Genomic DNA, 25,592 nt, shown 5'->3' with positions numbered 1-25,592 from the left:
CGACGGGGATCGACACGCGATCTTCGTTCGATCGACGGCGAGGATCACACGGAAACCGGTTGGCGCAGGTGGGCCTCCACCCCGGCCGCGAAGTCGTCGGCGTCCCGGTCGGTGAACTCGCTGGAGTCCAGCGCGAGGGCGACGACGACCCGCTCGGCGTTCTGGTGCACCGAGATGTCGACCCCGTCGTGGCGGTAGTCCGCGGCCGGCGGATAGGCGGCGCTGTCGAGCCGAAGTCCCGCCGCCTGGAGGACAAGGCCGCCGTCATGGTCCATGAGACGGGCCGTCAGCGCACGGCGATGCGCGACCGCTTGCAGGGCGGCACGGGCCGACGGGGCGGCTTCCGCCACCGCCGCGTCACGCGCGCCTCGAAGGTGGGCCTCGGAGATGTGCCGGTGCCGCAACGCATGCAGCAGTTCGGCCTTGATCACCCGGAGCATGGCGGGCACGTCGTCCGCGCGGGTCAGGTGCAACGGCAGCTTGACGGAGAACCGGCCGACGATCGCCATCGCGTCGCTGTCCCGGGTGTCCACCTGGACGGAGATCGGCAGCACCGGATCCGGCCATCGGCGGAAGACCTCCACCGCGGCGGCCGCGAGGACCCACTGGAACAGCGACGCACCGGCGCGCTCGTGCGCGGCCCGCAGCTCGGCCAGGGTCCGTCCCCGGAAACGAAGAGAGCGGGTCCGGGCCACGGTGGTCGCCGCCATCACACTCCTGGGCGTGCCCACCTCGGTCAGCCCACCAGCGGCGGCGAGCCGCTCCCCCAAGGCCGTGAACTTTCCCTGCCAGTAACGATGGTTGACCGTGGCCGAGCGTCGGTCCATTGTGGCGCGTTGCTGCCGGGCCGCCCGCGTGAAGGCGTCCGGAGCACCGGTCGGCGCCGGCTTCCGCCCGCAGGCGAGGGCGCTGTAGGCGTCCCAGAGGCGGGTCAGGAACAGCACCCGCCCCCGTCCGTCCAGGACGAAACGGGAGAAGTCGCCGAGGAAGGCGTGGTGATCGGCCGTCAGTCGCAGCAGCCGGAACGCGTACGGCGGCCCCTGGACGAGATCCCACTGCCGCGACTTGTTGACCGCCCGCAGCCGGCGGACGTACAAGCCGAACTGGTCCTCGTCGCGGGCCTTCACCAGCTGCCGCACCAGCAGCGGCCGGTCGGGCGAATCCACCGCCGGCACGGGCAGCGTCACCTGCCCGGCGGCCGCGGCGCGGGAGATCGTGCCGTCCAGCAACCGCATCCGGAGGCCGTCGTTGTCGGCCGTCACGTGCCGCAGCGCCTGCGCGAGCAGGTCGGCGTCGAGTTGTCCCTCGATCCGCACCGCGACCTGGATCGCGTTCGGCGGCGGCTCGGTCCGCATCGCCAGGGGCAACTCGTGGTCCTGGCCGAACGTGAGCGGGATCGGGGACGGATCGGCGGCAGTGCTCTCTGTCATGTCAGCCTTCGTGGGTCGGGACGCCGCAGGCGGATCGGTGCGATCCCGTTCTGCCGGCATCGAATCAACCGTGTGATTGCCAGAAATGGCATGGTGCGCAACGGATGCCGCTCAGCATAGACTTGGGCGGACCGTTCGCCATCTCCTGAAAGGCAACCGGATGAACCGAGACGAGATAACCGGGATCGTGCGGTCCCGGATCGAACAGATACTCGGCGACGAGCGGCGCATCGGCGACCTCGATCCCCTGACGTACCACGGCCTGGACTCGCTGCGCAGCGTCGACCTGACGCTGAGCCTGGAAAACCGATTCGCCCTCGTCTTCGAGGACGATGAGCTGGACTTCGAGAACTTCCGGTCGGTGCGACGGATCGTCGACCTCATCGCGGCCAAGGTGGGCGCGGATGAGTGAGACGTTCTTCGCCAACCTCGACGCGCTGGTGGCCGGGACGACGGTGACCGTCGACCGTCCCAAGGACTCCGTGCATCCGCGGGTGCCGCAGGCTGTGTATCCGGTGGACTACGGCTATCTCGACGGGACGACCGGCGGCGACGGCCACGCCATCGACGTGTTCCGCGGCAGCGCGACGGGTTCCGGCGTGGTGGGGGTCTTCGTGACCGCGGACCCGGTCAAGCGGGACGCCGAGGTCAAGGTGCTCATCGACTGCACCCCGGCGGAGATCGAGCAGATCCGCCGGCTGCTCGACGACGTGCTCGAGATCGGCGGGCTGCTGGTGTCCCGGTAGTCACGCCGCCCCGCCCCGTTCGAGCGGCCGCCCGGCCTTCCGTCCACCATGGACGATCCGGGCGGCTCCGGAGCGCACCAGCGCCTCGACCCCGACATGGTCGCACTCCGGACTGCAGCCCAGGAAACACAACCGTGCCGTGGTGTTCGGTGCCGCGAAGTCCGTGCCGCTTCCGACGAGCAGACCGAAACGCCGGCGCAGCAAGGCAACCGGGTCGGAGCTGTTGACGCTGACCAGCAGGCTCGTCCCTCCGGTCACGGGGCCGCCGAGGGCCGCCGCCGTGCGATCGGTCAACGCCCCCACCGCCGCGGCCCGCCGGCCCAACCGATCGAATCCGCCCGCGGCGGCGAACAGCGCCCAGGCCTCCTGCCACAGCGTCGGCGGGGCGGACGCACGCAGGTGCGCCTCGACCGGACCGGGCACGGCGGGAGCGATCAGCCAGCCGAGCCGGGACCAGGGGCCGGCGGCCTTCGTGAGGGAGCCGGCGACGAAGGCGCCGGGCACCCGCGCCGGCGCCGGGGACGTCGACGGGGAGAACAGGCGGTAGGTCTCGTTCTGCACCAGCATCCCGCCCCGCCGCACGAAGTCGGCCAGCCGCTCGACGACGTCCGGGTCCAGGCTCCAGCCGTCGGGGTTGCGCCACGGCGAGGTGATCCACAGCAGGTGGTCGCCGGCCGGCCGGGCCAGCCGCAGCGCCTGGTCGATGTCCGCCCGCAGCACCCGCGCGCCGCAGCGCCGGAACGCGGTCGCCACGCCCTCGAAGCTGGGCCGTTCGACCACGACCCGGCGGCCGGTCAGCGCGAACGCGCCGATCAGCGGTCGGATGCCGCCGGTGACCAGGAACTCGGCCGCCTGGTCGAAGTCGACGAGGCGGCCGAGCGCGTCGCGCAGCGCGGGCACTCCGCGCCAAGGCGGGCGGGATTCCCACGAGGCGGCCCGGCTGGCCTCGGCCAGGCCGTCCCGCCACAGCTCGGCCACGTCGGCGGGCCAGGGCCGGGGCGTGCCGGTCAGGTCGTGCCCGTCGGTCACAGGCCGGACCGATCCCAGTCGACGGGCCCGAGGCCGCGCTCCGCCCGCCACCGGCCGACCTGGGCGGTGACGCGCAGCGTCGGCACATGGGCGCCGGCCGCGCGAATGACCGGCAGGTCGATGGGCAGGCTCGCGCGCAGCGTCGCGACGTGGTCCAAAGTGGTCCGTCTGGCGTCCGACGCCTCCTGGCGTCGAGCGACGAAAGCCCGCGGCAGGGCCCGCAGCGCCGCCGCGGCCGGGCTCTCGTCCACCGCCATGAGCAGGTGCAGCTCGGTGCGGTCGGGCATGGTCTTCATCCCGTTCAGGCAGTAGCCGCACACCACGATCCCGCGCAGCGCCTGCGCGCAGGCCTCCACGCACAGCGGCCAGTCCTCGTTCCGCCAGGCGGCCTCGATGTCGGCCAGGGTCGGCTGGACGGAGCGGGCGTACCGCCAGGCCGCGTTCGCTCCGTGCGTCACCAGCCAGGTCGCGTCGATCCCCGCCACCGCGCTCACGCCGCCAGCCTTTCCCGCACGAATGCCTCGTCGACGACCAGATCGCAGGACGTGGACCGCACCGCGTCCAGCAGCGTCTCCGGCTCGTGTTCCTCCAGGGCCGCGCCGAGCGCGCCGCTGGCCGACGTCCAGGTCTCCAGCAGGCGGTCGTGCCGGTTGGCCAGGAAGCGGCGGCCGGCCAGCTCGACCGGGGCGGCGTCGGACGCCGGGTGGATGTGCACCGCGGCCATGATGTCGGCGGCGCTCCAGCTCAGTCCGGAGAGCACGAACGCGGCATCGTCGGCGCACCGCCCGGGTGGCGGCACGGCGAGGCCCAGCCGCCGGGCGCGCGCCGGCAGCCACTTCTCCCCCGTCGTCACGTCGCCGGCCGCGCGGCAGAACAGTTCCAACAGGCCACGGGCCGCTCGCGCCCACAGGTAGTCGCGGGCCGACTCGGGGTAGGCCACCGCGCCGCGACGGCCGGCGGCGTCGGCCAGCAGCGCGACGGCGGCGTCGACCAGGAGCTTGTCGTGCGCCTCGCGGACGAGGGCGGGCAGTAGGACGGCGATCTCTTCGTCGCTGAAGACCGGGCCGTCCTGGGGGTCGAGGGGCACGGCGTGCATCCACCGGCACAGCCAGCGCCGCTGGCCGCCGTCGACGACCCGGTCCATCGCGATCCGGCCGAGCAGCCAGTCAGCGGTGGGCACCGCGCCCACCCGGGCGACGGTCTCGGCCGGCCAGGCCGCGGGATACAGCTCGACATCGACGGTGACATCGGCGGCGTGGTGCAGCCGCGGCCCGACGGGACGTTCGAGGCCGGGCACGAGGATGTGCACGTCCACGTCGCTGTGGTCGTTGCCGAAGCCGGAGGCGAGGGAACCGACCAGGTAGCGCGGTCCCTCGGCCGGCTCGCGGTCGACGCAGGCGACCAACTCGTCGACCGTCAGCCCGACCACGGCCAAGGCGTCCTTGGCGGTGACGACGCTGCGGCGGTGCAGTGCGGGGGTCATTCGGCTGCCCCCGCCACGGTGTGGGCCGGCCGCCTCTGCTCCGGGCCGACCGCGGCGCTGCGCACGACTGCGCGGGGCAGGACGCCCCACACCGTGGACACGAAAACCGTGTCGTTGTACGCGAGAACCGTGCGGTCCGTGGTCCACCGCAGGGATTCACGGCGCGGCCCGCCGCCCGCTGGGCGCGGGGCCGCCGAACCCAACCGGTCGCCTTCCCACTGCGACGCGGCGTCGGGGCCCCGCCGGTCGAGAGTTTCGGCCAACCCGACGGGAACGAGCCGCACGCAGCGCCAGGGGGCCGGCCTACGGGTGAGCACCGGGGCCGTGACCACGCGAGGACGGGCGTTGACGACGTAGAAGGCGAACGCGGTGACCGCCGCCGCGACGCGGACCGGCACTGAGCGGGTGTGGGCTCGGGCCTGAGCGTAGGCGCGGCCGGTCGTGCGCAGCACCCGCACCGGAGCGGTGCGGGACATCAGGCCGGTCGCGACCACCGGGCGGCCGGCGCGACCGGCGGCCGCCCGCACCAACACGTCGAGAACCTCGCGCTGGTCCCGGTCGACCGAGGTGATCTCGGCGGTGAGACGGGCGATGCCGGCCAGGTGCCCGTGCAGGGCGGCGGCCCGCGCGTCCCGGACGAGGGCCGCGGCCGACTCCGGGTCCAGGACCTTGGCCGCGGTCCACAGGTCGTTGACGTCCTTGACGGTGACGTGCACGTCTCCCCCGCTGTTGCCGGTCATCGGCCGCAGGTTGGCCAGGATCGGCAGCGGGCGTAGACCCGGCTCGGTCGGCGCGGGCACCGGCAGCAGGCCGCAGTGTCCGGCGGAGTAGCCGGGGCCGAAGTGGATGTCCACCGCGGAGTGGCCGTCCGGGCCGGTGAGCTTGTACTGGCCGTAGGGCGTGCCGCCGGCGTCGTGCTTGATCCAGGGCAGCTCGGCGTGATCGGTGTCGTAGCCGTGCCCCCGCAGCTCCTCGGCCAGCGCGAACGCCTCGTCGGCCCCGGCGACGGCGACGTCGGCGTCCCGCAGCTCGCGGAGGGCGGGATCGGGGTACCCGGCCCGGCTCGCCAGGCCCTTGATACCCCACACCGGTATGCCGAGGGCGACGCCGAGGCGCTCCAGCAACTCCTCGGTCCGCACCAGGGCCTCGGCCCGCCGGCGCCGGTCGGCGACGAACGGCGCGAGCTCGGCGACGAGCGCCGCGCCGGTGGGATGCGTCGTGCCGTCGAGGTTGTGCGCGGCGAGCAGGACCACCCGGTTGCGCCGCACGACGTCGGCGACGCGGTCCAGCCGGCGCACGCCGTCGGCCACGACCCGCTCGACCCGGGCCAGGATGTCGCCGACCGGGGCCGCCGGGGCGAGGCACCCCAGCTGGAGTTCGGGATACGCGCTGGGACTGTCCACTGTGCTCACTCACTTCCTTGTCGGTCTGTTCGGCACGACGGCTACGGTGGTGGGGTGCAGACTCACGGCGCCGCACCGGTCCCCGCCCAGCTGCTCGTGCGTGACGCGCTCCTCGCCGACCGAAACGGGCCGGTGGACCTGCTGGTGGGCGACGGGCGTTTCACCCGGGTCGGGCCGCTCGACGCCCGCGAGGTCGCGACGGCGCGGGCGCAGGGCGCACGGGTGGTGGAGGCCGCGGGGCGGCTGGTGGTCCCGCCCTTCGTGGACGCGCACATGCACCTGGACTCGGCGCTCACCCTCGACCCGGCGGACCCGAACCGCTCGGGCACGCTGGGCGAAGGCATCGCGGTCTGGTCGCGGCGGCGCGCTCGCCTGACGGGCAAGCAGATCCTGGCCAACGCCCGTGAGGTGCTGCGCTGGATGGTCGCCGCCGGCACGCTGCACGTGCGGTGCCATGTCGACGTCAGCCCCGGCGCCCCCGACGCCCTCAGTGCCCTGCTGGAACTGCGGGACGAGGCCCGCGGGGTGTGCGACGTCCAACTCGTCGCGTTCCCCCAGGACGGCCTGTACCGCGAGCCGGGCCAGCGCGAGGCGCTGCGCGCGGCGATGGCGCGTGGCTGCGACGCCGTCGGCGGGATCCCGCACCACGAGCCGACGCCGGCGCAGGGCGAAGCCCATGTCCGGGACGTCTTCGACATCGCGCAGGAGTTCGACGCCGACGTCGACGCGCACTGCGACGAGACCGACGACCCGGGTTCCCGCTTCGCCGTCTCGATGGCTCGCGAGGCGGCGGAGCGCGGCTGGCAGGGCCGGGTGGTGCTCGGCCACTGCACGGCGATGGCGGCGTACGACGCGGCGCTGCTCGGCGAGGTGGCGGCTCGGCTGGCCGACTCGGGGGTGGGCGTGGTGGCCAACCCGATGGTGAACGCGGTCTTGCAGGGGCGCAACGACGCGGCTCCCGTGCGCCGCGGCATGGCGCCGATCGCCGCGCTGCGCGAGGCGGGGGTCACCGTGGCACTGGGCCAGGACTCCGTGCTGGACGCCTGGCTCCCCCTGGGCGTGGGCGACATGCTCGCGGTGGCCCAGTTCGGGGCGCTGTTCGGACACCTGACCGGACACCAGCAGCTCGCCGGCATGCTCGACCTGGTCACCGGTTCCGGGGCGCGGTTGCTGCGGTTGGACGACCGCTACGGCATCGCCGAGGGGCGGCCGGCCGACTTCGTGCTGCTCGACGCGCGCGATCCGATCGAGGCGCTGCGGTTGCTGCCCGCGCGCCTGCACGTGTTTCGCCACGGCCACGAGATCGCCCGATCCAGTCCGGCCCGCGCGCGGCTCACCGGGCCGTTCGCCCCGGGTGAGGTGGTGTTCGGACGCGACCGGTGACACGCCGGCGGTCATCGTCCGCCCCCGCCGACCACGTCGGCGGCGCGGGCGCGGCCGCCGCCCGGCCACACACCGTCGAGCGTCCACGCCGCGTCGAAGACCCGCACCTGGTGTTCCAGGCTGCGCTTGTAGATCTGGTACAGCGTCTCGACCTCGGCCGCGTTGCCGCTCGCCGCGGCGTCCTCCAGCACCGCGGCGTGCGCGGCGCACATCCGGGTGCGGGTGCGGCGGGTGTACATGTCGGCCCACCGGCGGTAGGCCTCGGGTCCGGGAATCGACACGTCGCGGAACCGCGTCCCGATCACCTCGGTGAACAGCGAGCAGGGGTAGAGGCTCGTGGCGATGTGCGCGAAGGTGCCTTCCAGGCCGACGCGGACCAGATGGTTGACGTACCCCTCGCGGGCCGGTGACGCGGTCCAGCGGTCCCGGCCGACGGCAGCCGGGAAGCCGAGGTCCTCGACCAGCGCGCGCTTCTCGTCCAGTTCGGCCACTGTGGACATGTTGGCCAGCACATCGGCGGCGCAGGCGGCCCACGGGTGGCCGACCGGCGCCTTGGCGATGCCGAGCGCGATGGCGCGGTTGAACTCGGTGACGTGCGATCCGTCGTCGATCTGGAAGAAGACGAACTGGTCGGGCCGCAGCGTGCCGGCGGCCAGCGCCTCGATCCAGGGATGCTCGCGGTAGGCCCGCCACACGTCCGCGCTGCGCTCACGGAACTCGTCGACAAAGCTCATCGGGATTCTCCTCAGGCCGTGCTCGCCGTTCCGGCGGTCACGAGATCGGCCAGCCGCTCGGCCGTCCCGGGACCGGCGATGTAGCCCTCGCCGCCGTGGCCGAAGCACCCGAACAGGCCCGGCGCCAGGCGGTCCACGACGGGACGCCGGTCCGGCAGCGTCGGCCGCAGCCCGCGGCGCTCGACGACCGTCCTCGGGTGGCCGATGGCCGGCAGCAGGCGCCGGGCCCGGGTCAGGATGCGATCGGACAGGTCGTCGGGCTCCGGCTCGTCCTGCGGATACCAGGAGCCGCCGAGCACGAGGCGGCCGGATCGGGTCTGGTGGGCCAGCAGGGCCACCGAACACGGAGCGCTGACGACCTCCTCGGCCAGCACCCGGCGCAGCAGCGGGGGCACCGGCTCGGTGACCAGCACGCGCCCACGCACCCCGGTCAGCGGCACATGGATGCCGTGCGGGGCGAGCAGCGCGGCCGAGCCGAGTCCGGCGGCCACCACCATCTGTCGCGCGGCGACCCGTGTGCCGGACTCGCCGACGGCCACCCAGCCTTCGCCCGCGCCCTGTTCCAGTCGCAGCGGTCCGACTCCCGTCCGCAGCACCGCCCCGGCCTCCTGCCCGGCCCGCGCCAGTGCCGTGAGCACCGCAGCCGGCTCGATGCGGCGGCCCTCGGCCAGCAGCCAGGCCGATTCGACGCAGGGCCCGACGGCCGGCTCCAGCACACGCAGCGCGGGGCCTGACACGTACTCGGCACCGACCAGGTCCCGCGATCCGGTGCTGCCCCCCGCGGCGGCGCCGTCGCCCGGCACGGACAGGAGCAGCGAGCCGATCGGCTCGCTGTCCCAAGGCATTCCGGTCTGCTCCGCGAGGCGGGCGTACAGCTCCAGGCTGCGTCGGAAGCAGGATTCGAGCTCGGGGCCGGGTGGCACGAGCTCGCCCTGGGCCGCGTGCGAGGCTCCGGATCCAGGCGCGGCCGCGTCGAGGACGGTCACCTCCGCCCCCCGCAGCGCCAGCAGCCAGGCGATCGTCAGACCCACCACCCCGCTGCCGATCACCACGACGTCCGCGCCTGGTGTCGGGCTGGTCACCAATCCACGCTCCCGGCGAGCAGGTCGACGGGGTGACGCCCCGCGCCGATGTCCGCCGCACCGCGCTGAATGGCCAGACTGACCGCCTCATGGGCCTGGTGGGCGGCGCCCACGAGGTCCACACCGCGGGCCAGGAACACCGTCAGCAGCGCGGAATGCGCGCAGCCCGCGCCGTGGTCGCACCGCGTGCTCGCGCGCGGGCCGCGGATCTCGTGGTGCTTCTCGCCGTCGAACAGCCAGTCGCAGACCTCCGGGTCGTCCGGGAAGGCGTCGGTGATGAGCGCGGCCTGCGCGCCGAGTTGGACGAGTTCCTCGGCCAACTGCTCGGGCGGCGCGTCCTCGTCGAGCCGCGTGATGCGCCGAGCCTCCCGCACGTTCGGCGTCACCACCCAGGCCAGCGGGAGCAGTCCCTCGCGGATCGCGACCACCGACTCCTCGCTGCCGCCGAGCGCGGAGCCGGCGGCGGTCTCCATCACGGGGTCCACGACCACCGGGATGTCGTCGAGCCAGACCAGCCGGTCCACCAGCGTCCACACCAGCGGCGCGTTCCAACTGGTGCCCACCTTCACGCCGTCGGCACCGACGTCGTCGAGCACCGCCTTCAACTGGCTCTCGACGAGCTTGGGGTCGATCGCCGCGCTGGCGCTCACACCGGTCGTGTTCTGGGCCGTCACGCCGACGACCACGCTGGCGCCGTACGCGCCGACCGAGGAGAACGCCTTGAGGTCGCCCTGGATGCCAGCGCCGGCGCTGGAGTCCGACGAGCCGATCGTCACGCACCGGGTCCGTTGCGCCTTGCCCGGGAAGTGGTACGGCGCAAGGGGCGTCACGCTCATGACAACACCCCCGCGACCGGCGTCCGAGTGTGCAGCGCCGCCGTCACCGCCGCGACCACCTCGCGTACACCGTCCCGGTCGTCGCGGTACTCGACGAGCGTGACCGGCGCCACCACGGGCAGGCCGCCGACCAGCGCCGCGGGTTCCGTTCCCGGCTCCACCAGCACCACGGTCGGCCGGCCGAGCGCCGACGCCCAGCCCAGTTCGACGTGCGTGCCGGGCGAGGCCGGCGCACCGGGGAAGGCGACGAAGACCGAGCAGCGGCGCATCCACTCCAGGTCGCGGCGGGTGCATTCGCCGGCGCTGACCAGCCCGGCGCCCCACTCCTCGGCGCGGTGGGCGTTGAGCACCACCCATCCCTCGTCCTCGAAGGCGGCGATGAGCGTGGTGTAGCGACGGCGCACCGGCTGCGGCAGCTGGCCGGTGGCCGGGTCGATGAGGGCTTTGAACGGGCCGCCGAGGAACACGACCGGGCGGTCGAGCTCCTCGTGCGTCGCTGGGTCGAAAATACGGTCATGGGGCGGCATCGAGGACCTCCTCGGCGGACGGGGCGTGGATCGCCAGCGACGGGAAGCGCTGGCGCAGGAGACGTCGGTACAGCGGCGGCAGGTGGTCGGCCAGCCGGTCGTGGTCCGGCTGGCCGGCCCGCACCCGCCGGTACAGTTCGAACAGCCGCACCACATGGGCCCACCAGGACGGCAGGTCCAGCGCCTCGATCGCGTCGGCGTCGAGCCGCGCGCGACCGACCCGCAGCGCCTCCTCGATCTTCAGCACGCGGTCCAGGTGCGGGCGGTTGTCGCCGTCCGGCATCTCGGGCATCCGGTCCCCCGCCGGCTCGACCGGCTCCGGGCACTCCAACAGCCGGGCTGCCTTGTCCAGGTCGGGCTGGTACAGGTGCAGCGAGCCGGCCACGTGGGTGTAGGAGCCGACCGGGACGTGGAACTTCCTGGCCATCGCCTCCAGCAGGCAGGTGAAGGAGAAGACGTCGCTGGCCATGCCGCGGTAGGCGTCGTTGGCCCGCATGTAGGCGACCATGTGCATCCGGCCCTCGCGCAGCAGGAACTGCAGGGCCAGCGTGCAGGCCACATCGGGGTTGCCGGGCACCAGCAGCTCGCGCGGCTGGAAGATCTGGATCACCGCGCGTTTGGTGTCGGGGTCCTCGCGGATCGCCGTCGTCACGGCCTCCCACTGGTCGCCGGCCCCGGCCCCGTGGTCGAAGATCCGCGGCCCGTAGGCGGTTCCGGTCAACCGCTGGCCGTCCGCGGAGTACTTGGCCACGCTGGGCGCGTAGTACGCCAGGTAGGCCAGGTCGTCGCGGCCCGCGAGATACCACAGCACCTCGGCGAAGTTGAACACCAGGTTGGTCCGCCGGGCCGGGTGCGTGACCAGCCGGCGCAGCGGGTCGCGCAGCGTGAACCTGACCCCCAGTCGCTCCTGGCTGGCGTAGCCGCGCGGGCTGTTGCGGAACTGCGGTTCGTGCAGGAGGTCCGCGATGTGGTGAAGGTAGGCCTCCTGCAGCCCGTCGAACGCGCTCACAACAGGTGCTCCGGGAACGAGGTGAACATGTCGCGGTGCGGACCCTTGGCCACCTTCGCGCAGCCGCAGTCGCCTTCGGCCGCCTCGTCGTGGCCGGCCAGCCCGGCCTCGATGATCCGCTCGAACTGCTCCCGTCCCACGGCGATGGCCTCGCGGGACCGGGCGCGGAAGACCTCCGGGTCCTCGTCCTGCTCGTTTTTCATGTCGTGGTAGGAGTCCACGGCGATGGCGATGGCGGCGTAGTGCCGCTGGCGCTGCCGGGCCAGGGTGAACTCCGGGTCCAGGGTCTGGCCGACCAGCCGGGCGCCCAGCCGCTCGATCAGCTGCAGCTCGGCGTCGGTCTCGATGCGGGCGAAGCCGTAGAAGCTGAAGTAGACGCCGCTCTCGTGCACCGGGATGCCCGTCGCGCGCGCACCGCGGATCAGCAGTTCCCGCAGCACCGGGCAGAACGTCGGGATGACGTGCGCGTTGCGGAAGCGGCCGTCCAGCGGCGGCAGGCTGCGGGACGGCCCGGACAGGCTGATCACGTCGTGCGGGATGATGAGGTCACCGCCGCGCACCGACTTGTCGACGCCGCCGACGACGAACGTGCCGATCTGGTGGTCCACCCCCAGCGCGTCGAAGGCGCTCTGGTTGGCCTCGTAGGGAATCTCCCAGCTCGGCGTGCGGGCGCCGGGGAAGCGGCCGTAGAGGAAATGGGCCTCGACGTTGTGCACGAGGCCGCTGAAGACGCGGTCGACCGGACCGAACGGGGTGACGACCCGGTTCTGGCGCAGTTGCTTCTCCCGGATCAGGTTGTCGGCGCGCAGGACCACTCCGAGTTTCATGCCATCACCTCTGCGGTGTCCGAGCCGCCGCGCTGTGCGGCGATGTCCTTGACGAAGGCGAGCAGGTCGTCGACCCAGCCGGAGATCGGATGCGAGAACCGGTAGAAGTCCAGCCCCCGCACCAGTGATCCGACCGTGTCCGCGGTCAGCGCCGGCGCCGGCGCGCCGAGGGCGCCGATGAGGTCGAACCGGCGCCGGTCGGCCGCGTCCTCGAGGTAGACGCTCAGCACGGCGGCGGCCTCGTCGCCGTCGAGCCGGCGGCTCCTGGTCGGCCCGGGCTCGCAGACGAGTTCGATGAGCACGCGCCCGGGCGCCTGGACACGGGCCACGCCACCGAGGCGGCCGATGTCGCCGGGGTGCAGGAAATGCTTGTCGGCGCGGTTGGCGGGGTGGCCCGCGGTCGCCGCGGCGACCTCGTCGACGGTGAGGGCCGGGCGGTGTTCGGCGAGGGAGCCGAGGCGGATGCCGACCGAGCGGGGTCCCCCGATCAGCCGCCAGTCGTCGACGGCGTCCTTCACGAGCAGCACGTCGTCGTTGGAGACGAGCGCGGCCCCGCAGCGCACCAGGGACAGCGCCGATGTCGTCTTGCCGGCCATCTTGTCCCCGACGAGGATGACGCCGATCCCGTCGAACTCGACGGCCGCGCCGTGCAGGGGAACAGCGCCGCGGCCGATGGTCAGAGCCCGCACGAGGGTCCGGGCGTAGCGAGTGCCGAAAACCGGCAGCCAGGCGGCCTTGGCGCAGCGCACGGTGATGCGCCGCGCGGCCATGTCGAACTCGGCGCGGTGGGCCGGCTCGTCGGCCGCCTCGACGCCGGGGTCCCCGATGTACAGGCTCAGCGTCCAGACCTCGCCTCGCGGCGCCGTGACGGGTTGGTAGAAGGGGCTGGTGATCTGCCGCAGGGCCGCCACCACGGACGGATTGCCGACCACCGCGAGGGTGATGCCGGCCGTGGGCACGGCCAACAGCGCGGCCGGATCGATGTCGCTGCTCATGTCAGTGCTTCCAGGATGGCGAGACCCTCGGCCTCGAACTCGGGATCACGGGTGCGTCGGGCGGCGATCAGGGTGCTCACCGCGCACGACAGGCGGGCGAAGTCGAGCGCGGCCGTCGAGAACGGGCCGGGGTCCTGGGCCCGCCCGGCCCGGTAGCCGGCCACGAAGGCGTCGTGACCGCCCTCGATCGCCGCCAGCTCCCGGTCCCACAACCGGCCCAGGTCCTGTTCGACCGGCCCGGTCACGGCCCGTTCGAAGTCGAAGACCACGTCCACGCCCCGTGCCGTGCGCGCGATGTTGCGGAACGAGAAGTCCCCGTGCAGCACCACCGCCGGCGCCTGGGCGGCGGCGCGCTGCGCCGCCGCGACCAGGTCGGTCGCCCACGAGCCGGTCAACCGGCCGCTGATCCGGGCGAACAGATGGGGCGCCTGCTGGGCCAGCCCGGCCAGCAGGCGGTCGTAGTGGCTCTCGGCGGTCGGGAGCCCGGCCAGGATCGGCGACCCGTCGGGACCGAGGGGCGGCGGCGTGTCGTGGACCACGGCCAGCAGCCGTCCCGCGGTCGCCGCCGCACGAGCGTCCCACGGCAGGCCGGTGCAGTCCTCCCAGGCGAAGACGGCGTGCTCCCCGGTCCGCTCGTCCCGGCCCCAGCCGAGCAGCCGGGTCGTGTGCGCCGGTCCGACGGCCGCCGACACCGCACGGTCCGCCGCGGCCCGGTCGGCCCGGGCGTACAGCTTGACGAAGACTTCCTGGCCGTCGACCGCGCCGCGGAACCACCCGTTGCTGGAACGCTCCTTGAAGCTCGCCGCCCGCACCTGCCGGAGCCGGTCGGCGCCGACGCGTTCGGCCAGCCGGTCGGCGAGGTCACGCGGCAGGGTGTCGACCAGGCCGCCGTCGAGGACGGTCACTTCGGCTTCCCGATCCACGTGCAGAGGTAGTCCATGTGCACCAGGCGCTTGTCGGTGGGCACGGTCGGGCGCTGCGGGAACGTCTGCTTCGGCTTGATGTCCTTGGGGCAGTACGGGTCGCGCACGAACAGCGACCGCTCTCCGGTCACGTGCGCGTTGTGCAGGTAGGACCGTCCGGCGCAGCCGCCGCGGCAGGACTGGAGCATCTCGCACCCCGAGCATCCCTCAAGAAGGTGCGGATTGGCGTTGCGCCGGCGGAAGGAGGCGAACTGCGGGGAGCGGATGATGTCGTACAGGTCGTCCTTGCGCAGGTCGCCCACCTTGTAGTCGTGCAGGTACACGCAGGGGGAGACCGGGATCCGCCCGTCCGGGGTGATGGAGTGGATCCGGAAGGACGTGCGGCCGCAGGGGCAGCCCTTCGCGTTCTGGTAGTCGGTCACGGCGGCGATCGGCGGCTCGCCGAGGTCCACCGGCGAGCAGTGCTCCATCAGGAAGGCGAATCCCTCGTAGTACTGCTCGGCCGACAGCAGCGAGTCCATGTGCTGGCCCTCGACCGGCTTGATCGGGTTGATGCGGATGTGCGCGTCGTACTTGTAGGCCAGCTCCAGCAGCCCCTCCAGGTGCCGCTGGGTGAAGTTCCAGTTCATCCCGCACATGATGATCGAGTGGTCGATGCCGTACTCCTTGGCGAGCTCAAGGGTGCGGATCGCCTGCTTGTAGATCTTCGCGCCGCGGTTCTTGTTGTGCTCCTCCTCGAACGGCGAGTCGAAGCTGATGTCGAGGTCGTTGAGCCGCCGCCAGGACGCGTTGTGGTCGCGCTCCAGGTGGATGGCGGTGATGCCGGACGTGGTCAGGCCCACGATGATCCCGGCGTCGACCAGCCCGTCGATGATCTGCGGCAGCAGCGTGTTCTTGGGATTGGCGCCGTTGGTGAACAGCGGCTCGTTGCCGCCGAGGTTCACCGTCTCGACGTTGTTGGCGGCCAACTGCCCGATGATGCGGTCGACGATCTCGAGGCTGAAGTCCATGCCCTTCTCACGGGCGGACATCGAGTAGCAGTGGGTGCAGCGGTACGGGCAGTCGTTGCCCAGGGTCCAGCCGATGTTCTTGATGTCGATGGCGCACTCGTCGGCGTCCTCGTACTCGATCGGGCCGACGGGGCGGGCGAAGTGCTCCTTGGCGTCGATCACGGACAGCGGCAGCGCCTTGCGCTCCCACGGGAACTCCGGCTTCGCGGTTTGCGGGTCAGACACTGGACGGCACGACCTTTCGGGTGGAGTGACTTGTCAGCACAGAAACGGGTTCTCGTCGGCGTCGTAGGCCAGGCCCACGTCGCGGTAGGCCGCCTCGACGCGGCGGTCGAAACGCTCGTACCACGGGGCGGTGCGCTCGGTCTCGGCCCGCACGAGCTCGTCGATCTCGGCGTCCAGCCGGGCGGTGGGCACCGGCCCGGCGGCGACGTCCAGCAAGCGGCGGAACAGATCGAGGTCGATCCGGCGCAGCTCCAGGTACAGCCCGTGCATGACGGCCAGTTCACGGTCATCGAGGGCCTTGGGCGCGGACAGCGGGTCGATCGCCTTGTCGTAGACGCCGGAATGCGCCTTCTGCCACCGCTTCAGCGCGTCGTAGATCGGCCGCACCCGTGGATCGAGCACGTCGTAGCGGGTGTTTCCGAGCGTGTCGCGGTCCACCTCGAGCGCGCCGCGCTTGGCCAGCCGTCGGGTGAAGTTGGTGCCCGCCGCCGCGTACATCTCGGTGAAGATGCCCTTGGAGATCGCCCAGGAGTGGCGGCGCATCCCGGCGTAGTTGTCCTCCAGCTCCTGCAGGCTGGTGCGGTCGTCGAAGAGGATGTGCCCGGCCTGCACGTAGATGCCGTGCGACCGGAAGCGTTCCAGGGCGGCGTGGTTCTGTTCGACGTCGGCCCGTTTGGCCATGCGCCGCAGCGCCGACTGGGAGAAGTTCTCGATGCCGCAGGAGAAGGAGAAGAATCCGGCGCGGGCCAGTTCCCGCACCACGTCCTCGCTGGCCCGGTCGGCGCGGATCGAACCGCGCAGCCGGGCCCGCACCCCCCGCTGGTCGAGCTCGTCGGCGAGGTCGGCGCACCACTGGGCGTCCCGCGGCGGTTCGACCAGCGAATCGTCGATGATCTTGAAATAACGGGCCCCGCGCTCCCAGAGCGCCTCCAGCTCGTCGGCGATGTGTTTGATGCCGCGCTGCCGCCACGTCGAGCCGCCGCCGACCCGCTCGAACGCCACGATGGAGCAGAAGGTGCAACTGGCCTGGCAGCCACGGGCGGTCTGGAGGTGGACGAGACTGCGCCGCTTCATGGTGAGGTCGAGGGTGTCGCGGTGCGGATGCGGAAGGCTGTCGAGCGGAAGCTTCGGCGCGGGCTGAGGGCTGTGGTGGACTCTCCCGTCGGCCGCGCGCCAGCTCAGTCCGGGGATGGCCGCGAGGTCCGGCGCGCCGTCGCGACCGGCGAGGTGGTCGGCGAGCATGCGCATCGGAAGCTCGCCCTCGCCACGCACCACGGCGTCGAACCCCGCATCGAGGAAGTCTTCGGTGTGGAAGGTCGGCCCGTAACCGCCCGCGACGGTGAACGGCCGGACGCCGCCTTCGCGCACCAGGCGCATGGTCTCGATGGCCCGCTGCATGTTGCTGCGGTAGCAGGCGAATCCGAGCAGCACCGGCCTGAGTGCGACCACCTGCGCGGCGAGTTCGATGACGTCGAGGCCCCGCAGCCAACCGTCGACGATGGTGACCTCGTAACCGGCCTCGCGGAGGAAGGCTGCGAGATATCCCAGTCCGAGGTTCTCCTCGGCGGTGCGGTGGGTGACAGGTGAGGGGGTGGCGAGCACGATGGGTGCCGCCCCCGGTCGTGCACCCGTCGGCACGGCAGCGGACGCGATCATGCGCCTCCTCCCGAAGAGAGTGATGTGGTGCCCCGTCCCACTCCTGGCGGTCCGGTCACGGAAAGCGAATTGGCCCGGTGGGGCGGAATCGGGTGGCTTCCGCCCCTCGCACACGATCGTGGTCCGTCGTGATCGGTGTTCGGTCGACGTCGGATCGGCGGGCGACCTACCGGGCAACCGTCACTGCACGCGGCGGCGGCGCCGGGTCGGGCCGGACGACGCCCGATCAGTCCACTGTGGCCAGACGGCCGGATCTTCGTCCGCGACCGCGGGACGGACGCCGTTGTCGTCGCGACCGGTGCTGATACAGAAGTCATGCCGCGCTTGTCCTCCCGATGGGACACGACACTCACCTCGTTCCCGCCCCGACACGGGGCTGGTCGCCCGTATCCGGCGGTTCGGCACGGTCGCGGCTGTCGGCGAGCTGCCGAGCGAACGCGCGGACGAGCACGTGGAAGCGGTAGCGGCCGGGAACGGACGACTCGAGCATCGCGGCGTCCACGAGTGACTCCAGGATGTCCTCGGCCACGTGCTCGTCGAGTCCGAGGACGGCGGCGGCCGTGGCCAGGGTCAGCTCGTCGCCGCTCACATCGGCGAGCAGCCTGAGCGCGTCGGCTTGGGCGGCGGTGAGCCGCCGGTAGCCGCTCTCGAGGACTGCTTCGACGGCCAGGTCCCCGACACGGAGTTCGGCCATGCTCTGCCGCCCGTTGTCGAGCCGCTCGATCATCGCCGAGACGGGCCAACCGGCCCGGCCGGCCAGCCGGGCCCCGACGATGCGAATCGCCAGCGGCAGCCGGCCGCACGCGGTGACGAGCGCGACGACGCCGTCGTGCTGCGCGGCCACACGCTCGGCGCCGATTTCGTGGCCGAGCAGGGCGATCGCCGCTTCGAGGCTCAGGACGTCGAGACACTGCTGATGGGTCAGCGGCAGGCCGACGAGTCGGGAGCGGCTGGTGATGATCACCCCGCACGCGACCGAGCCGGGAATCAGGTCTCGGATCACCGCCGCGTCGGGGACGTTGTCGAGGACGATCAGGCTGCTGCGCCCGTCCAGCAACGAACGCAGCAGCCGGCTGCGGTCCGCCACGTCGTCCGGCATCTGGTCGGCCCGGACGCCGAGCACGGACAGGAAGGCCGCCAGCACGTTCCTGGTGGCGTCGAGATCGCTGTCCCCGCCGTCGAAACGCGCGTAGAGCTGGCCGTCGGGGTAACTGGAACGGACGCGATGGGCGACGTGCACCGCGAGCGACGTCTTGCCGACGCCGCCCATTCCGGTCACAGCGACCACTGCGGGGGTACATCGCCGCCGGTCGGTCAGGATGGCGCAGAGGCTCTGGACCTCGGCGGCGCGGCCCACGAAGTCCGGGATGTCCGGGGGCAGCTGGGCGGGGACCGGAAAGGCGGGTGCGGTCGGGTGGCCCGACGCCGGCGGCTCGGCGACGGTGAACCCGGTCGGGTCGGACCGCCCCGAGTCCGCGGGCGGAACCGCTGTCGTCGCCGCCGAGTCGGCGGACGTTTCCCGGTCGCTCCGGCCGACTCCTTCGGAGCGCTCCGCGGAAACCGGATGCGGTGTCGGGGATGTCGTCGCCGCCGGTTCGATGCGCGGCGCGCGTGAGAGCTGTCCGGTGAGAATCTGCTGGTGCAGCCTGATGAGCTCCTGACACGGGTGGATGCCGATCTCCTCGGCGAGCCGCAGCCGGGTCGCGTGGAACACGGCCAGCGCGTCGGCCTGCCGCCCGGCGCCGTACAACGCGCGCATCAGCAGTCCCTGGAGGCGCTCACGGAGGGGGTGCGCTGCCGCGAGATCGCGCAGAAGCGCCACGGCGGTCTGGAACCGGCCAGTGGCAAGGTCGAGATCGGCGCGTTCCTCGACGAGACTGACGTGCAGTTCGGCGAGGTGCAGCCGCTGTCGATCCGCGAACGGGCCCGGCACCCCCACCAGGGGCTCACCGCGCCACAGCGTCAGTGATTCGTCCAGCGCGGCGGCCGCCTCCGCGGTCCGGCCGCTGGCACGCAGCTCGATGGCGTTCTTGAGCAGCAGCGTCGCGTACTTTGCGTCCACTTGGGATGGTTCGATGTCCAGGCGGTAGCCGTCCCCGGCGGAGACGAGCTCGCCGGGCGATGTGTCACCGGACCGGAGGACACCTCGCAGCCGCCACACATAGGTGCGGATCGTGCGTGCCGCGGATCGCGGCGGGTCGTTCTCCCACAACGCGTCGACGAGCTGCGCTATGGAGACCGCGTGGGAGGCGTGGTGCAGGAACACCAGCAGCACGGCCTGTTGCTGCGGTGGGCCCAACTTGTCGAGCGCGACGCCGCCGCGATGGGCACGGAGGTCACCCAGGACGGAGAACCGGAGGCCGTCACGGGTGAGGAAACCGGTGGTTCGCGGCGTGGCGCCGGTGGCCGTCGGAGCCCCGTTCACCGCCGGTCGGCGCATCGGCTCCGTGTCCGGGAAAGGCCGGCGGCGCTCAGCTCCGTGTCGCGCGGGGTCCGTCGCACCGGATGGGCGCAGTATCGCGGTGTACGGGCCGAACTGATGTGTTGCGGTCAAGTGACTGGTCTCCCGTCAAGCACGGGTCGAATGGAAAACCACGCGCGGCCGAAGCCACCGTCACAACGGAGACGGCAGTCTGACCGCGGCTTCTGCTGCGCCGACCGGCGCGCCGGTCAGCACCAGGTGGTGCAACCGGCGCAGTTCGTACGAGGGGTCGAGGCCGAGTTCCTCGTGGAGCACGCGGCAGGTGTGCCGGTAGGCGATCAGCGCGTCGGCCCGCCGCCCGGCCCGGTTGAGCGCCGCGACGAGCTGGTGGTGGAAACGCTCTCGCAGCGGATAGCGCCGGACCAGCGCCTGCAGTTCCGGAATCACCTCAGCCAGCCGTTCCTGCGCCAGATCGGCCTGGATGCGCAGCTCCAGCGCGGCCTCGCGCAGGCCGTCCAGCCGAACGGCCTCCGCGTCCAGCAACGGTCCGCCTCGCACGTCGACCAGAGCGGATCCCCGCCACATGGCCAGCGCCTTGTCGAACTTGGCGGACGCGTCGGCCGCCCGCCCCGCGTCCAGCAGGACGCGGCCGTCGCGCACACACTGCTCGAACCGGAAGGCGTCGACCGCCTGTCGATCGACCGTCATGGCGTACCCGTTGCTCACGGTGGCGACCAGCTTGTTGACATCCGCGACGTGCTCGGCCAACTGTTTGCGCACCAGGTAGACGTAGGTGTGCACCGTGCTCAACGCCGACTTCGGCGGCCCCGCCGGCCACAGTTCCGCCACGATCCGGCCGACGTCGACGACCCGCGGGCTGTCCACCAGCAGGATCGCGCACACCTGCTTGAGCCTGGTCGAGGTCAGCTGGACCGGGCCATCAGCGCCCTGGACCCCCAATGGACCCAGCAAGGTGAATTCCAGCACGGCATCTCCTCGAGTCAGCGAGTCCGGTCGCTGCGCCGATCGTGCGTGCCGGCATTCCTGCTCCGTTACCGCCCGGATCCCGGAACCGGTGGGAGCCAGGCGGAATCGCCGCGGGAACGAATGGGGATGCCGCTTCGGCAACGTGATCCATGTTCGCGAGACACACGTTGGAGGCAGGGAGAACGAATGGGATCGCCCGACACCAGGTTGCCGCAGTGACATCCGGCAGCCTGCCGCGGAGAGAAGGCCCGACGCCGCTGGCCTCGGACGAGCGCAGGCAGGAGCAGCTGACCCAGAACGCGCCGCGATGGCTGCAGGAGAGACTCCTACTGCTGGCCGGCGGGCTGCGCGGCGTGCTCGTGCGGCCGGCGATCGCCTGCGCGCCCGGCAGCGACGGGCTGCACCTGGCGCCCAAGCTGGCGCGGGGACCCCTCTCGGCCTTCATCGCCCTGACGGAATTCACGCATTTGCACCCGAGTTATGACGGAAGCCTGCATGTTATGCTGCCTTCGGCATGTGCGGCAGCGGCCAGCAAAGCGGGTTGGGGAAAGCCCAGCGTCTCTTCCGGCCCCTTCCTGCTGTTCGGTCCACGTGACGAGGCCGAACTTGGCGTCGTGTGGGCATTAGTAAAAATATCCTACCGGTATGCGCTCGGTTTGTCGGACCCCGACGACCCGGGGGTCACCGATGTCGCCGAATGAAACTGTCGCAGCGAAGGGAGCTTCAACCATGGTGCAAGCACGGAACATCGCGCTTGGTCTGCTGTTCGCTCTGTTGGCGACGCCGGTCGCAGCCCAGGCGCTGGGCGCTGCGCACGCACACGCCGAAGCCGCCGTGTCCACGTCCGTCTCGGCGCCGACGACCGGCGGCGAGGACGGCGGCGAGTGGCCCCCACGGTAACCGACAAACCGCGGTAACCGGCAATCGGAAGACGGCCTGGCCGGCATCGAATCCGGCAGGCCGTCTTGTGCTTACTCGACTCCGCATCCGACACGGAAGGTGATTCGCACCGACCGGGCTTGCCGGTCCAACTCGCGGCCGACGAACGGTTCACACTCGGCCTCCCCAAGTGGGCGACATGGACGCGGAGCAGAATCCTGACCCTGTTTCAAATAGAGTCAGGGGCGTGCCCCAGTTTTGCTCCACTTGAGCGCGACTGTCCACTCGATACGGAAATACAAGGAACCCGGTATCGTCCACGATCAGCACGCCGTCACGGTCACAGTCCGCTCGCCGCAGCAGCCGCTGCATGCCATCCGGGCCGATCTGGGCGGTGTGCTCGGCCAGGGTCCAGCCGTTCTTGCGTTCCGACCCCGCGGTCAGCCCAGCAGGCATCCCCGAACCCGGGATCGCGGTTCGGATCGCGCGAACCGGCTACCGATCCCGCGCTTGCACCCGGTCCAACTCCGCCACAGCAACAGCCGGCCGAACATCAGCGGCAACTCGTCGGCCGTCAGGTACAGGTAGTCGTACCCGGCGGTGTGCGCGGCGTGGATGACCTGCCAGGCGGCCTCCGCCGACGGGACGGAGTTGCGCCACATGCCACCGAACCGGATCGAGCAGAACGAGCAGGCGTCGTTGCGGGCGAACTTGATGCAGCCGCGGCCGATCTGGCCCTGGTGACAATGGTGGCCTTGTGCAGCGCACCGCTGCGGCGGCTGGGCGTGCTCGGCGGCACCAGCTGACTCCTCGCCCACCTCGACAACGACGCGGCCGGACACGGCCGCCGGGGGGCGGCCTTCGACCGCGAGCTGACCAAGCCCGCATCGCCCGAACATTCGTGGCATTTCGTACGGGGTTTCCCCCGGTCTGATCGGTATGTGCGCCTGGCCCGGGTGTCAGGGAAGGTGCTTTCTGGCCCACTGGTTGAGGTGGAGCAGGGTGGCGAGCTTCCTCAGCTGCGGGGACATCGCCCGCAACGTCGTGGGTCGCGGTGGCGGTCGACGCTGGTCTCGGTCATCGGCGTCTTGGACGCCTTTGAGCCATCCCAGATAGGCGGCCGAGAGGTCGCCGCTGGCGAGGTCGGCATGGAGCGGCAGGAGTGGCTTCAGCCAGGTGTTGGGCCGCTCTCGCCAGTGGGCGAGCTCGCCGTCCTCCTCGTAGTGGCCGAAGCCGAGCAGCACATGGGAGTCGCACACCCGTGCTGATAGTCCGTCGTAGTAACCGGCTGTGAGATAGGGGCTGACCGTCTCCAGGTCGAGTTGGGCGGTGGGCAGACGGAACATCAGGTACCGCTGACCGCCGGCCCGGAACTCCAGAAAGACGTCGAAGAACCTGTTGAGCAGATCGTCGCGCTCCCGCTCCCCCAGCAACAGGCCCGGGTGCTCGTTCCCGGCAGCGTCGTCCTCGTCGTCGGGGTCGAAGTCCCACACCATCCTGGTCGGACCGATCTTGGCGTACGGGTATCGCTCGGCGAGTTCGGCCAACTGCTCCGCCGACAGTGCCCGACCTTCGTCCAAGACTTGAAATTCGTAGTACTGCCGGCGGGTGGAGTGTGTGGTGCGGGGCGGCGTGCGACGCCTCGGTCCGGGAGCGACCGCATCGACGAAGTCGTACTCGGCGTGCGCGTGGGCGATGCCGAAGGTGACCCGCGGGTTCACCGGATGCTCGGCGACGATGGGTTCAATGCCGTCGTAGTCGACGAGCTGCCACCGGCCCCCGTCGCTGTCGACAAGATCGCGGGTCAGGTCGTAGACGTCACCGGTGGTCGGGTCGGTCCAGCTCGTGGGTAACTCGGCGGCATACCGGGCGGGCACGGTATTGCCGATGTGGCGGTGTTCCTCCAGATCCCACACGCGCACCCACGCCCTCCACGCACCGCTGCATGCGGCGAGCGCGACCGGGCGGCCGCGCAGGGTGCCGCAGGCCAGCGCCCGGATGTGGCCGAGGTCGCGGCCATCGAACAGGGGCGGTCCGACCTGACGGCGAGTCCGAAGGTCCCACACCCGGACGTCCTCGCCGCCACTGACCGCGACGGTCCGACCGGCGACCGTGGCTAGCGCGACGGCGTCCACCTCCTTGGAGTGGCCGCACAGTGGGTCGCCGAGCTGTCGTCCACTGGCCACGTCCCAGACTCGGACGGTGCGGTCCCTGCTGCCGGAGACGGCGATCGGCCTGCCGTCGAGCACCCCGTAGGCCACCGCCCAGACTTCGCCGTCGTGGCCGGCAAGCGGCTGACCGATGGGCTCGTGCCGGTCCAGGTCCCACAGCCGCACGGTGTGGTCCTCGCTGCCGGTCACAACGATCGGACGGCCCTGCAGTGCCCCGCAGACCACGGACCTGATCACGCCGGTGTGGCCGACAAGCGGGTCACCAAGCTGCTGTGCGGTGAGGACATCCCAGACCCGGACGTTGTCGTCGTAGCCGCCGGTCACGGCGACCAGCCGGCCGTCGAGCCGGGTGCACGCCACATCCCACAGCCCACCGGCGACATGCCGGCTCGGCGGGTAAGGCCGGACCGTGCCGCGGCTGATCTGCCGCCGCTCGGTCAGGTCCCACACCCACACACCGCCACCAACCAGCACCGCCACGGGCCGCCCATCCAACTCTCCGTAGGCCACGCCCCACACCGGCTCAGAGCCGCGGGGGGTGATGGCACGCCCGAGCTGCTGGTGATCGTCCATGTCCCACACCCGGACCGAGCGATCTCCGGTGGCCCCGCCGCAGGTGAGCGCCACGGGCCGCCCGTCCACCAGACCACACACGACACTCCCGACCGCGCCGGTGGGCAGGGGTGGGACGAGCTGCGCGCCGAAGCGCAGCGGAATCCGCGGACTTTCCTTTGACATCGGCACTCCACATCACCGATCTGAAACAGCAGGTCGTGACGGCCGCCACGCGCCGAGCAATACTTCCAGAACACCTCGCTTCGGTCAGCCGATAGGGGCGGCGAACCGCGTCATGCTCCGGTCGAGATCGACCGGTTTCTCCTTGGCCCTGGTGAGGCTGACCTGCAGTCCTTGGACCTCGCCATGGAAGTTTCTCTGCAGGTGCGGCTCAGGCCATGAGGGCGATGAGGGTTGCCAGGGCGGGTGCGCCCTGGCCGATCAGGCCCTTGATCCGCGCCCGGCGGGGGTCGAAGGCGATCAGGGCTACGCCTGCCGCGAGCATGGACGCGCTGGCGGCCAGGACGAGGGCCTGGCCAGCGGCGGCGGCGCCCAGGTGCACCGCGGTCAGACCAGCGAGCATCTGCAGGGCCAGTAGAGCGTTGTAGCAGCCCTGGTGGAACGCCCAGGGGCGGACGGCGTTGAGGTCCGCCGCGCGCACCTCGAACATGGCGTGCACGTCAGGGCGGCTGAAGCGGACGCTTTCCATCGTGAAGATCCACAAGTGCGTGAGCGCCGCGACGACCGCGAGTGCTTGTGCGGGGATGTTCATCGGGGTTGCGTCAGCCGCAGCGTCGTGTCCGGGCGGAGCGCGCCGGTCTCGTCCAGCTCGGCGAGCAGGGCGGGCACCCCGACGGTGAGCATCCTGGTCCGGACCGAGCCGAGCAGCTTGGCCATGGCGAATCCGCCGATCCCGGTGAACCCGGTGTGGTGGTAGGTGAAGCGGGTTCCCGTGGGCGTGGGCTCCAGCTGGTAGCGGACGTGGCTGGGTGTCTCGCCCGGCGCGCCGATCCAGGTGTAGCGCAGCAGTTCCCGCTCGCGGACCTCCAGCACCTCGCAGTCGACGATCCCCCGCCAGCCGGGCATCGGCTTGGCGACGAACTGGAACCGGTTGCCCGCCACGGGCTGGAACCCGACGGCGCGAGCGCCTTTTCCGGTCGAGGTCCAGTACGGGATCAGGTCCGGGTCGGTCATCGCCCGCCAGACCTTCACGGGCGAGTGCGGGTAGTCGCGAACGATGTGGATCTCGGACATGCGGCTCCTCCAAGGGTAACTTCGGC

General features: G+C 71.7%; 26 protein-coding genes and 1 pseudogene. 5 read left to right on the top strand and 22 right to left on the bottom strand.

Translation table 11 applies throughout. The features are described from left to right. Positions 1-44: 44 nt before the first annotated feature. On the bottom strand, positions 45-1,430 hold the full coding sequence (locus BJ998_RS38320) for a condensation domain-containing protein (RefSeq protein WP_184868145.1): 1,386 nt from the start codon (positions 1,428-1,430) through the stop codon (positions 45-47). 160 nt (positions 1,431-1,590) lie between these two features. On the opposite strand from BJ998_RS38320, the gene BJ998_RS38315 reads away from it, so the two are divergent. Then, positions 1,591-1,842, top strand: coding sequence for an acyl carrier protein (locus BJ998_RS38315; RefSeq protein ID WP_184868144.1), 252 nt, complete (start codon positions 1,591-1,593; stop codon positions 1,840-1,842). After that, positions 1,835-2,176, top strand: coding sequence for an inorganic pyrophosphatase (locus BJ998_RS38310; protein ID WP_184868143.1), 342 nt, complete (start codon positions 1,835-1,837; stop codon positions 2,174-2,176). Before BJ998_RS38315 ends, BJ998_RS38310 begins: the two co-directional genes overlap by 8 nt. Here the strand turns inward: BJ998_RS38310 and BJ998_RS38305 are convergent, their stop codons facing one another. Genes BJ998_RS38305 through BJ998_RS38290 form a run of 4 tightly spaced genes read right to left on the bottom strand, consistent with a single transcriptional unit; the run spans position 2,177 to position 6,100 of the window. Continuing rightward, positions 2,177-3,205: an aminotransferase class I/II-fold pyridoxal phosphate-dependent enzyme gene (locus BJ998_RS38305; protein WP_184868142.1), complete on the bottom strand. Its 1,029-nt coding sequence runs from the start codon at positions 3,203-3,205 to the stop codon at positions 2,177-2,179. After that, entirely contained in the window at positions 3,202-3,699 is a 498-nt protein-coding gene (locus BJ998_RS38300) for a hypothetical protein (protein WP_184868141.1), read from the bottom strand. The genes BJ998_RS38305 and BJ998_RS38300 overlap by 4 nt, the downstream gene beginning before the upstream one ends. Beyond that, positions 3,696-4,688, bottom strand: a complete 993-nt coding sequence (locus tag BJ998_RS38295) for a hypothetical protein (RefSeq protein WP_184868140.1) — start codon at positions 4,686-4,688, stop codon at positions 3,696-3,698. Before BJ998_RS38295 ends, BJ998_RS38300 begins: the two co-directional genes overlap by 4 nt. Beyond that, a complete protein-coding gene (locus BJ998_RS38290; RefSeq protein WP_184868139.1) occupies positions 4,685-6,100 on the bottom strand; it encodes a nucleotidyltransferase family protein in 1,416 nt (471 codons plus the stop codon). Before BJ998_RS38290 ends, BJ998_RS38295 begins: the two co-directional genes overlap by 4 nt. A gap of 45 nt (positions 6,101-6,145) precedes the next feature. Here BJ998_RS38290 and BJ998_RS38285 point away from each other — a divergent pair, with 45 nt between their 5' ends. Then, positions 6,146-7,474, top strand: coding sequence for an amidohydrolase family protein (locus BJ998_RS38285; protein ID WP_184868138.1), 1,329 nt, complete (start codon positions 6,146-6,148; stop codon positions 7,472-7,474). A gap of 11 nt (positions 7,475-7,485) precedes the next feature. Here BJ998_RS38285 and BJ998_RS38280 read toward each other — a convergent pair whose 3' ends face one another. The 12 genes from BJ998_RS38280 to BJ998_RS38225 all read right to left on the bottom strand — a co-directional run bounded on the left by BJ998_RS38280 (position 7,486) and on the right by BJ998_RS38225 (position 20,707). Beyond that, positions 7,486-8,208 (bottom strand): TenA family protein, encoded by a 723-nt coding sequence (locus BJ998_RS38280; protein ID WP_184868137.1) that lies wholly within the window; start codon positions 8,206-8,208, stop codon positions 7,486-7,488. A gap of 11 nt (positions 8,209-8,219) precedes the next feature. Further along, positions 8,220-9,290: an NAD(P)/FAD-dependent oxidoreductase gene (locus BJ998_RS38275; protein WP_184868136.1), complete on the bottom strand. Its 1,071-nt coding sequence runs from the start codon at positions 9,288-9,290 to the stop codon at positions 8,220-8,222. After that, complete coding sequence (gene thiD / locus BJ998_RS38270; protein ID WP_184868135.1) at positions 9,287-10,126, bottom strand: bifunctional hydroxymethylpyrimidine kinase/phosphomethylpyrimidine kinase; 840 nt, start codon at positions 10,124-10,126, stop codon at positions 9,287-9,289. The genes BJ998_RS38275 and thiD overlap by 4 nt, the downstream gene beginning before the upstream one ends. Continuing rightward, on the bottom strand, positions 10,123-10,653 hold the full coding sequence (locus BJ998_RS38265; protein WP_184868134.1) for a nucleoside 2-deoxyribosyltransferase: 531 nt from the start codon (positions 10,651-10,653) through the stop codon (positions 10,123-10,125). Before BJ998_RS38265 ends, thiD begins: the two co-directional genes overlap by 4 nt. Next, complete coding sequence (locus BJ998_RS38260) at positions 10,640-11,662, bottom strand: thymidylate synthase (RefSeq protein ID WP_184868133.1); 1,023 nt, start codon at positions 11,660-11,662, stop codon at positions 10,640-10,642. Before BJ998_RS38260 ends, BJ998_RS38265 begins: the two co-directional genes overlap by 14 nt. Beyond that, positions 11,659-12,489: a phosphorylase family protein gene (locus tag BJ998_RS38255; RefSeq protein ID WP_184868132.1), complete on the bottom strand. Its 831-nt coding sequence runs from the start codon at positions 12,487-12,489 to the stop codon at positions 11,659-11,661. The genes BJ998_RS38260 and BJ998_RS38255 overlap by 4 nt, the downstream gene beginning before the upstream one ends. Continuing rightward, positions 12,486-13,484, bottom strand: a complete 999-nt coding sequence (locus BJ998_RS38250; RefSeq protein WP_184868131.1) for a hypothetical protein — start codon at positions 13,482-13,484, stop codon at positions 12,486-12,488. Before BJ998_RS38250 ends, BJ998_RS38255 begins: the two co-directional genes overlap by 4 nt. Continuing rightward, entirely contained in the window at positions 13,481-14,389 is a 909-nt protein-coding gene (locus tag BJ998_RS38245) for a phosphotransferase (RefSeq protein WP_221338276.1), read from the bottom strand. The genes BJ998_RS38250 and BJ998_RS38245 overlap by 4 nt, the downstream gene beginning before the upstream one ends. Next, positions 14,386-15,642 carry a radical SAM/SPASM domain-containing protein gene (locus BJ998_RS38240; RefSeq protein ID WP_184868130.1) on the bottom strand — a complete coding sequence of 419 codons (1,257 nt, stop codon included), beginning with the start codon at positions 15,640-15,642 and terminating at the stop codon, positions 14,386-14,388. The genes BJ998_RS38245 and BJ998_RS38240 overlap by 4 nt, the downstream gene beginning before the upstream one ends. A 33-nt stretch (positions 15,643-15,675) precedes the next feature. Next, positions 15,676-17,298: a B12-binding domain-containing radical SAM protein gene (locus BJ998_RS38235; protein ID WP_221338275.1), complete on the bottom strand. Its 1,623-nt coding sequence runs from the start codon at positions 17,296-17,298 to the stop codon at positions 15,676-15,678. Positions 17,299-17,647: 349 nt separating this feature from the next. Continuing rightward, positions 17,648-19,738, bottom strand: coding sequence for an AfsR/SARP family transcriptional regulator (locus tag BJ998_RS38230; RefSeq protein ID WP_184868129.1), 2,091 nt, complete (start codon positions 19,736-19,738; stop codon positions 17,648-17,650). Positions 19,739-19,912: 174 nt separating this feature from the next. Beyond that, entirely contained in the window at positions 19,913-20,707 is a 795-nt protein-coding gene (locus BJ998_RS38225) for an AfsR/SARP family transcriptional regulator (RefSeq protein WP_184868128.1), read from the bottom strand. Positions 20,708-20,922: 215 nt separating this feature from the next. Between BJ998_RS38225 and BJ998_RS38220 the strand changes: the two genes are divergently transcribed. Continuing rightward, positions 20,923-21,408 (top strand): luciferase domain-containing protein, encoded by a 486-nt coding sequence (locus BJ998_RS38220; RefSeq protein WP_184868127.1) that lies wholly within the window; start codon positions 20,923-20,925, stop codon positions 21,406-21,408. 28 nt (positions 21,409-21,436) lie between these two features. Then, the gene (locus BJ998_RS38215; protein WP_184868126.1) at positions 21,437-21,607 is read left to right on the top strand and encodes a hypothetical protein; all 171 of its coding nucleotides are present in this window, start codon (positions 21,437-21,439) and stop codon (positions 21,605-21,607) included. 279 nt (positions 21,608-21,886) lie between these two features. On the opposite strand, the pseudogene BJ998_RS38210 reads toward BJ998_RS38215, so the two are convergent. From BJ998_RS38210 to BJ998_RS38195, 5 genes and pseudogenes are all read right to left on the bottom strand, one after another. Then, positions 21,887-22,120 (bottom strand): annotated as a pseudogene (locus BJ998_RS38210) (IS701 family transposase); the annotation flags it as partial. Next, positions 22,027-22,428: a hypothetical protein gene (locus tag BJ998_RS49715; RefSeq protein ID WP_425558937.1), complete on the bottom strand. Its 402-nt coding sequence runs from the start codon at positions 22,426-22,428 to the stop codon at positions 22,027-22,029. The gene BJ998_RS49715 and the pseudogene BJ998_RS38210, both read right to left, overlap by 94 nt. 117 nt (positions 22,429-22,545) lie before the next feature. Further along, positions 22,546-24,495: a WD40 repeat domain-containing protein gene (locus BJ998_RS38205; RefSeq protein WP_184868125.1), complete on the bottom strand. Its 1,950-nt coding sequence runs from the start codon at positions 24,493-24,495 to the stop codon at positions 22,546-22,548. Positions 24,496-24,703: 208 nt separating this feature from the next. Next, entirely contained in the window at positions 24,704-25,084 is a 381-nt protein-coding gene (locus BJ998_RS38200) for a DUF1304 family protein (protein WP_281393054.1), read from the bottom strand. Next, entirely contained in the window at positions 25,081-25,566 is a 486-nt protein-coding gene (locus BJ998_RS38195) for an SRPBCC family protein (protein ID WP_184868123.1), read from the bottom strand. Before BJ998_RS38195 ends, BJ998_RS38200 begins: the two co-directional genes overlap by 4 nt. Positions 25,567-25,592 lie beyond the last annotated feature (26 nt).

Source organism: Kutzneria kofuensis, from assembly GCF_014203355.1.
Taxonomy (GTDB): domain Bacteria; phylum Actinomycetota; class Actinomycetes; order Mycobacteriales; family Pseudonocardiaceae; genus Kutzneria; species Kutzneria kofuensis.
The sequence above is the reverse complement of the archived record's forward strand: the minus strand, read 5'-3'. Positions and strand labels throughout refer to the sequence as shown.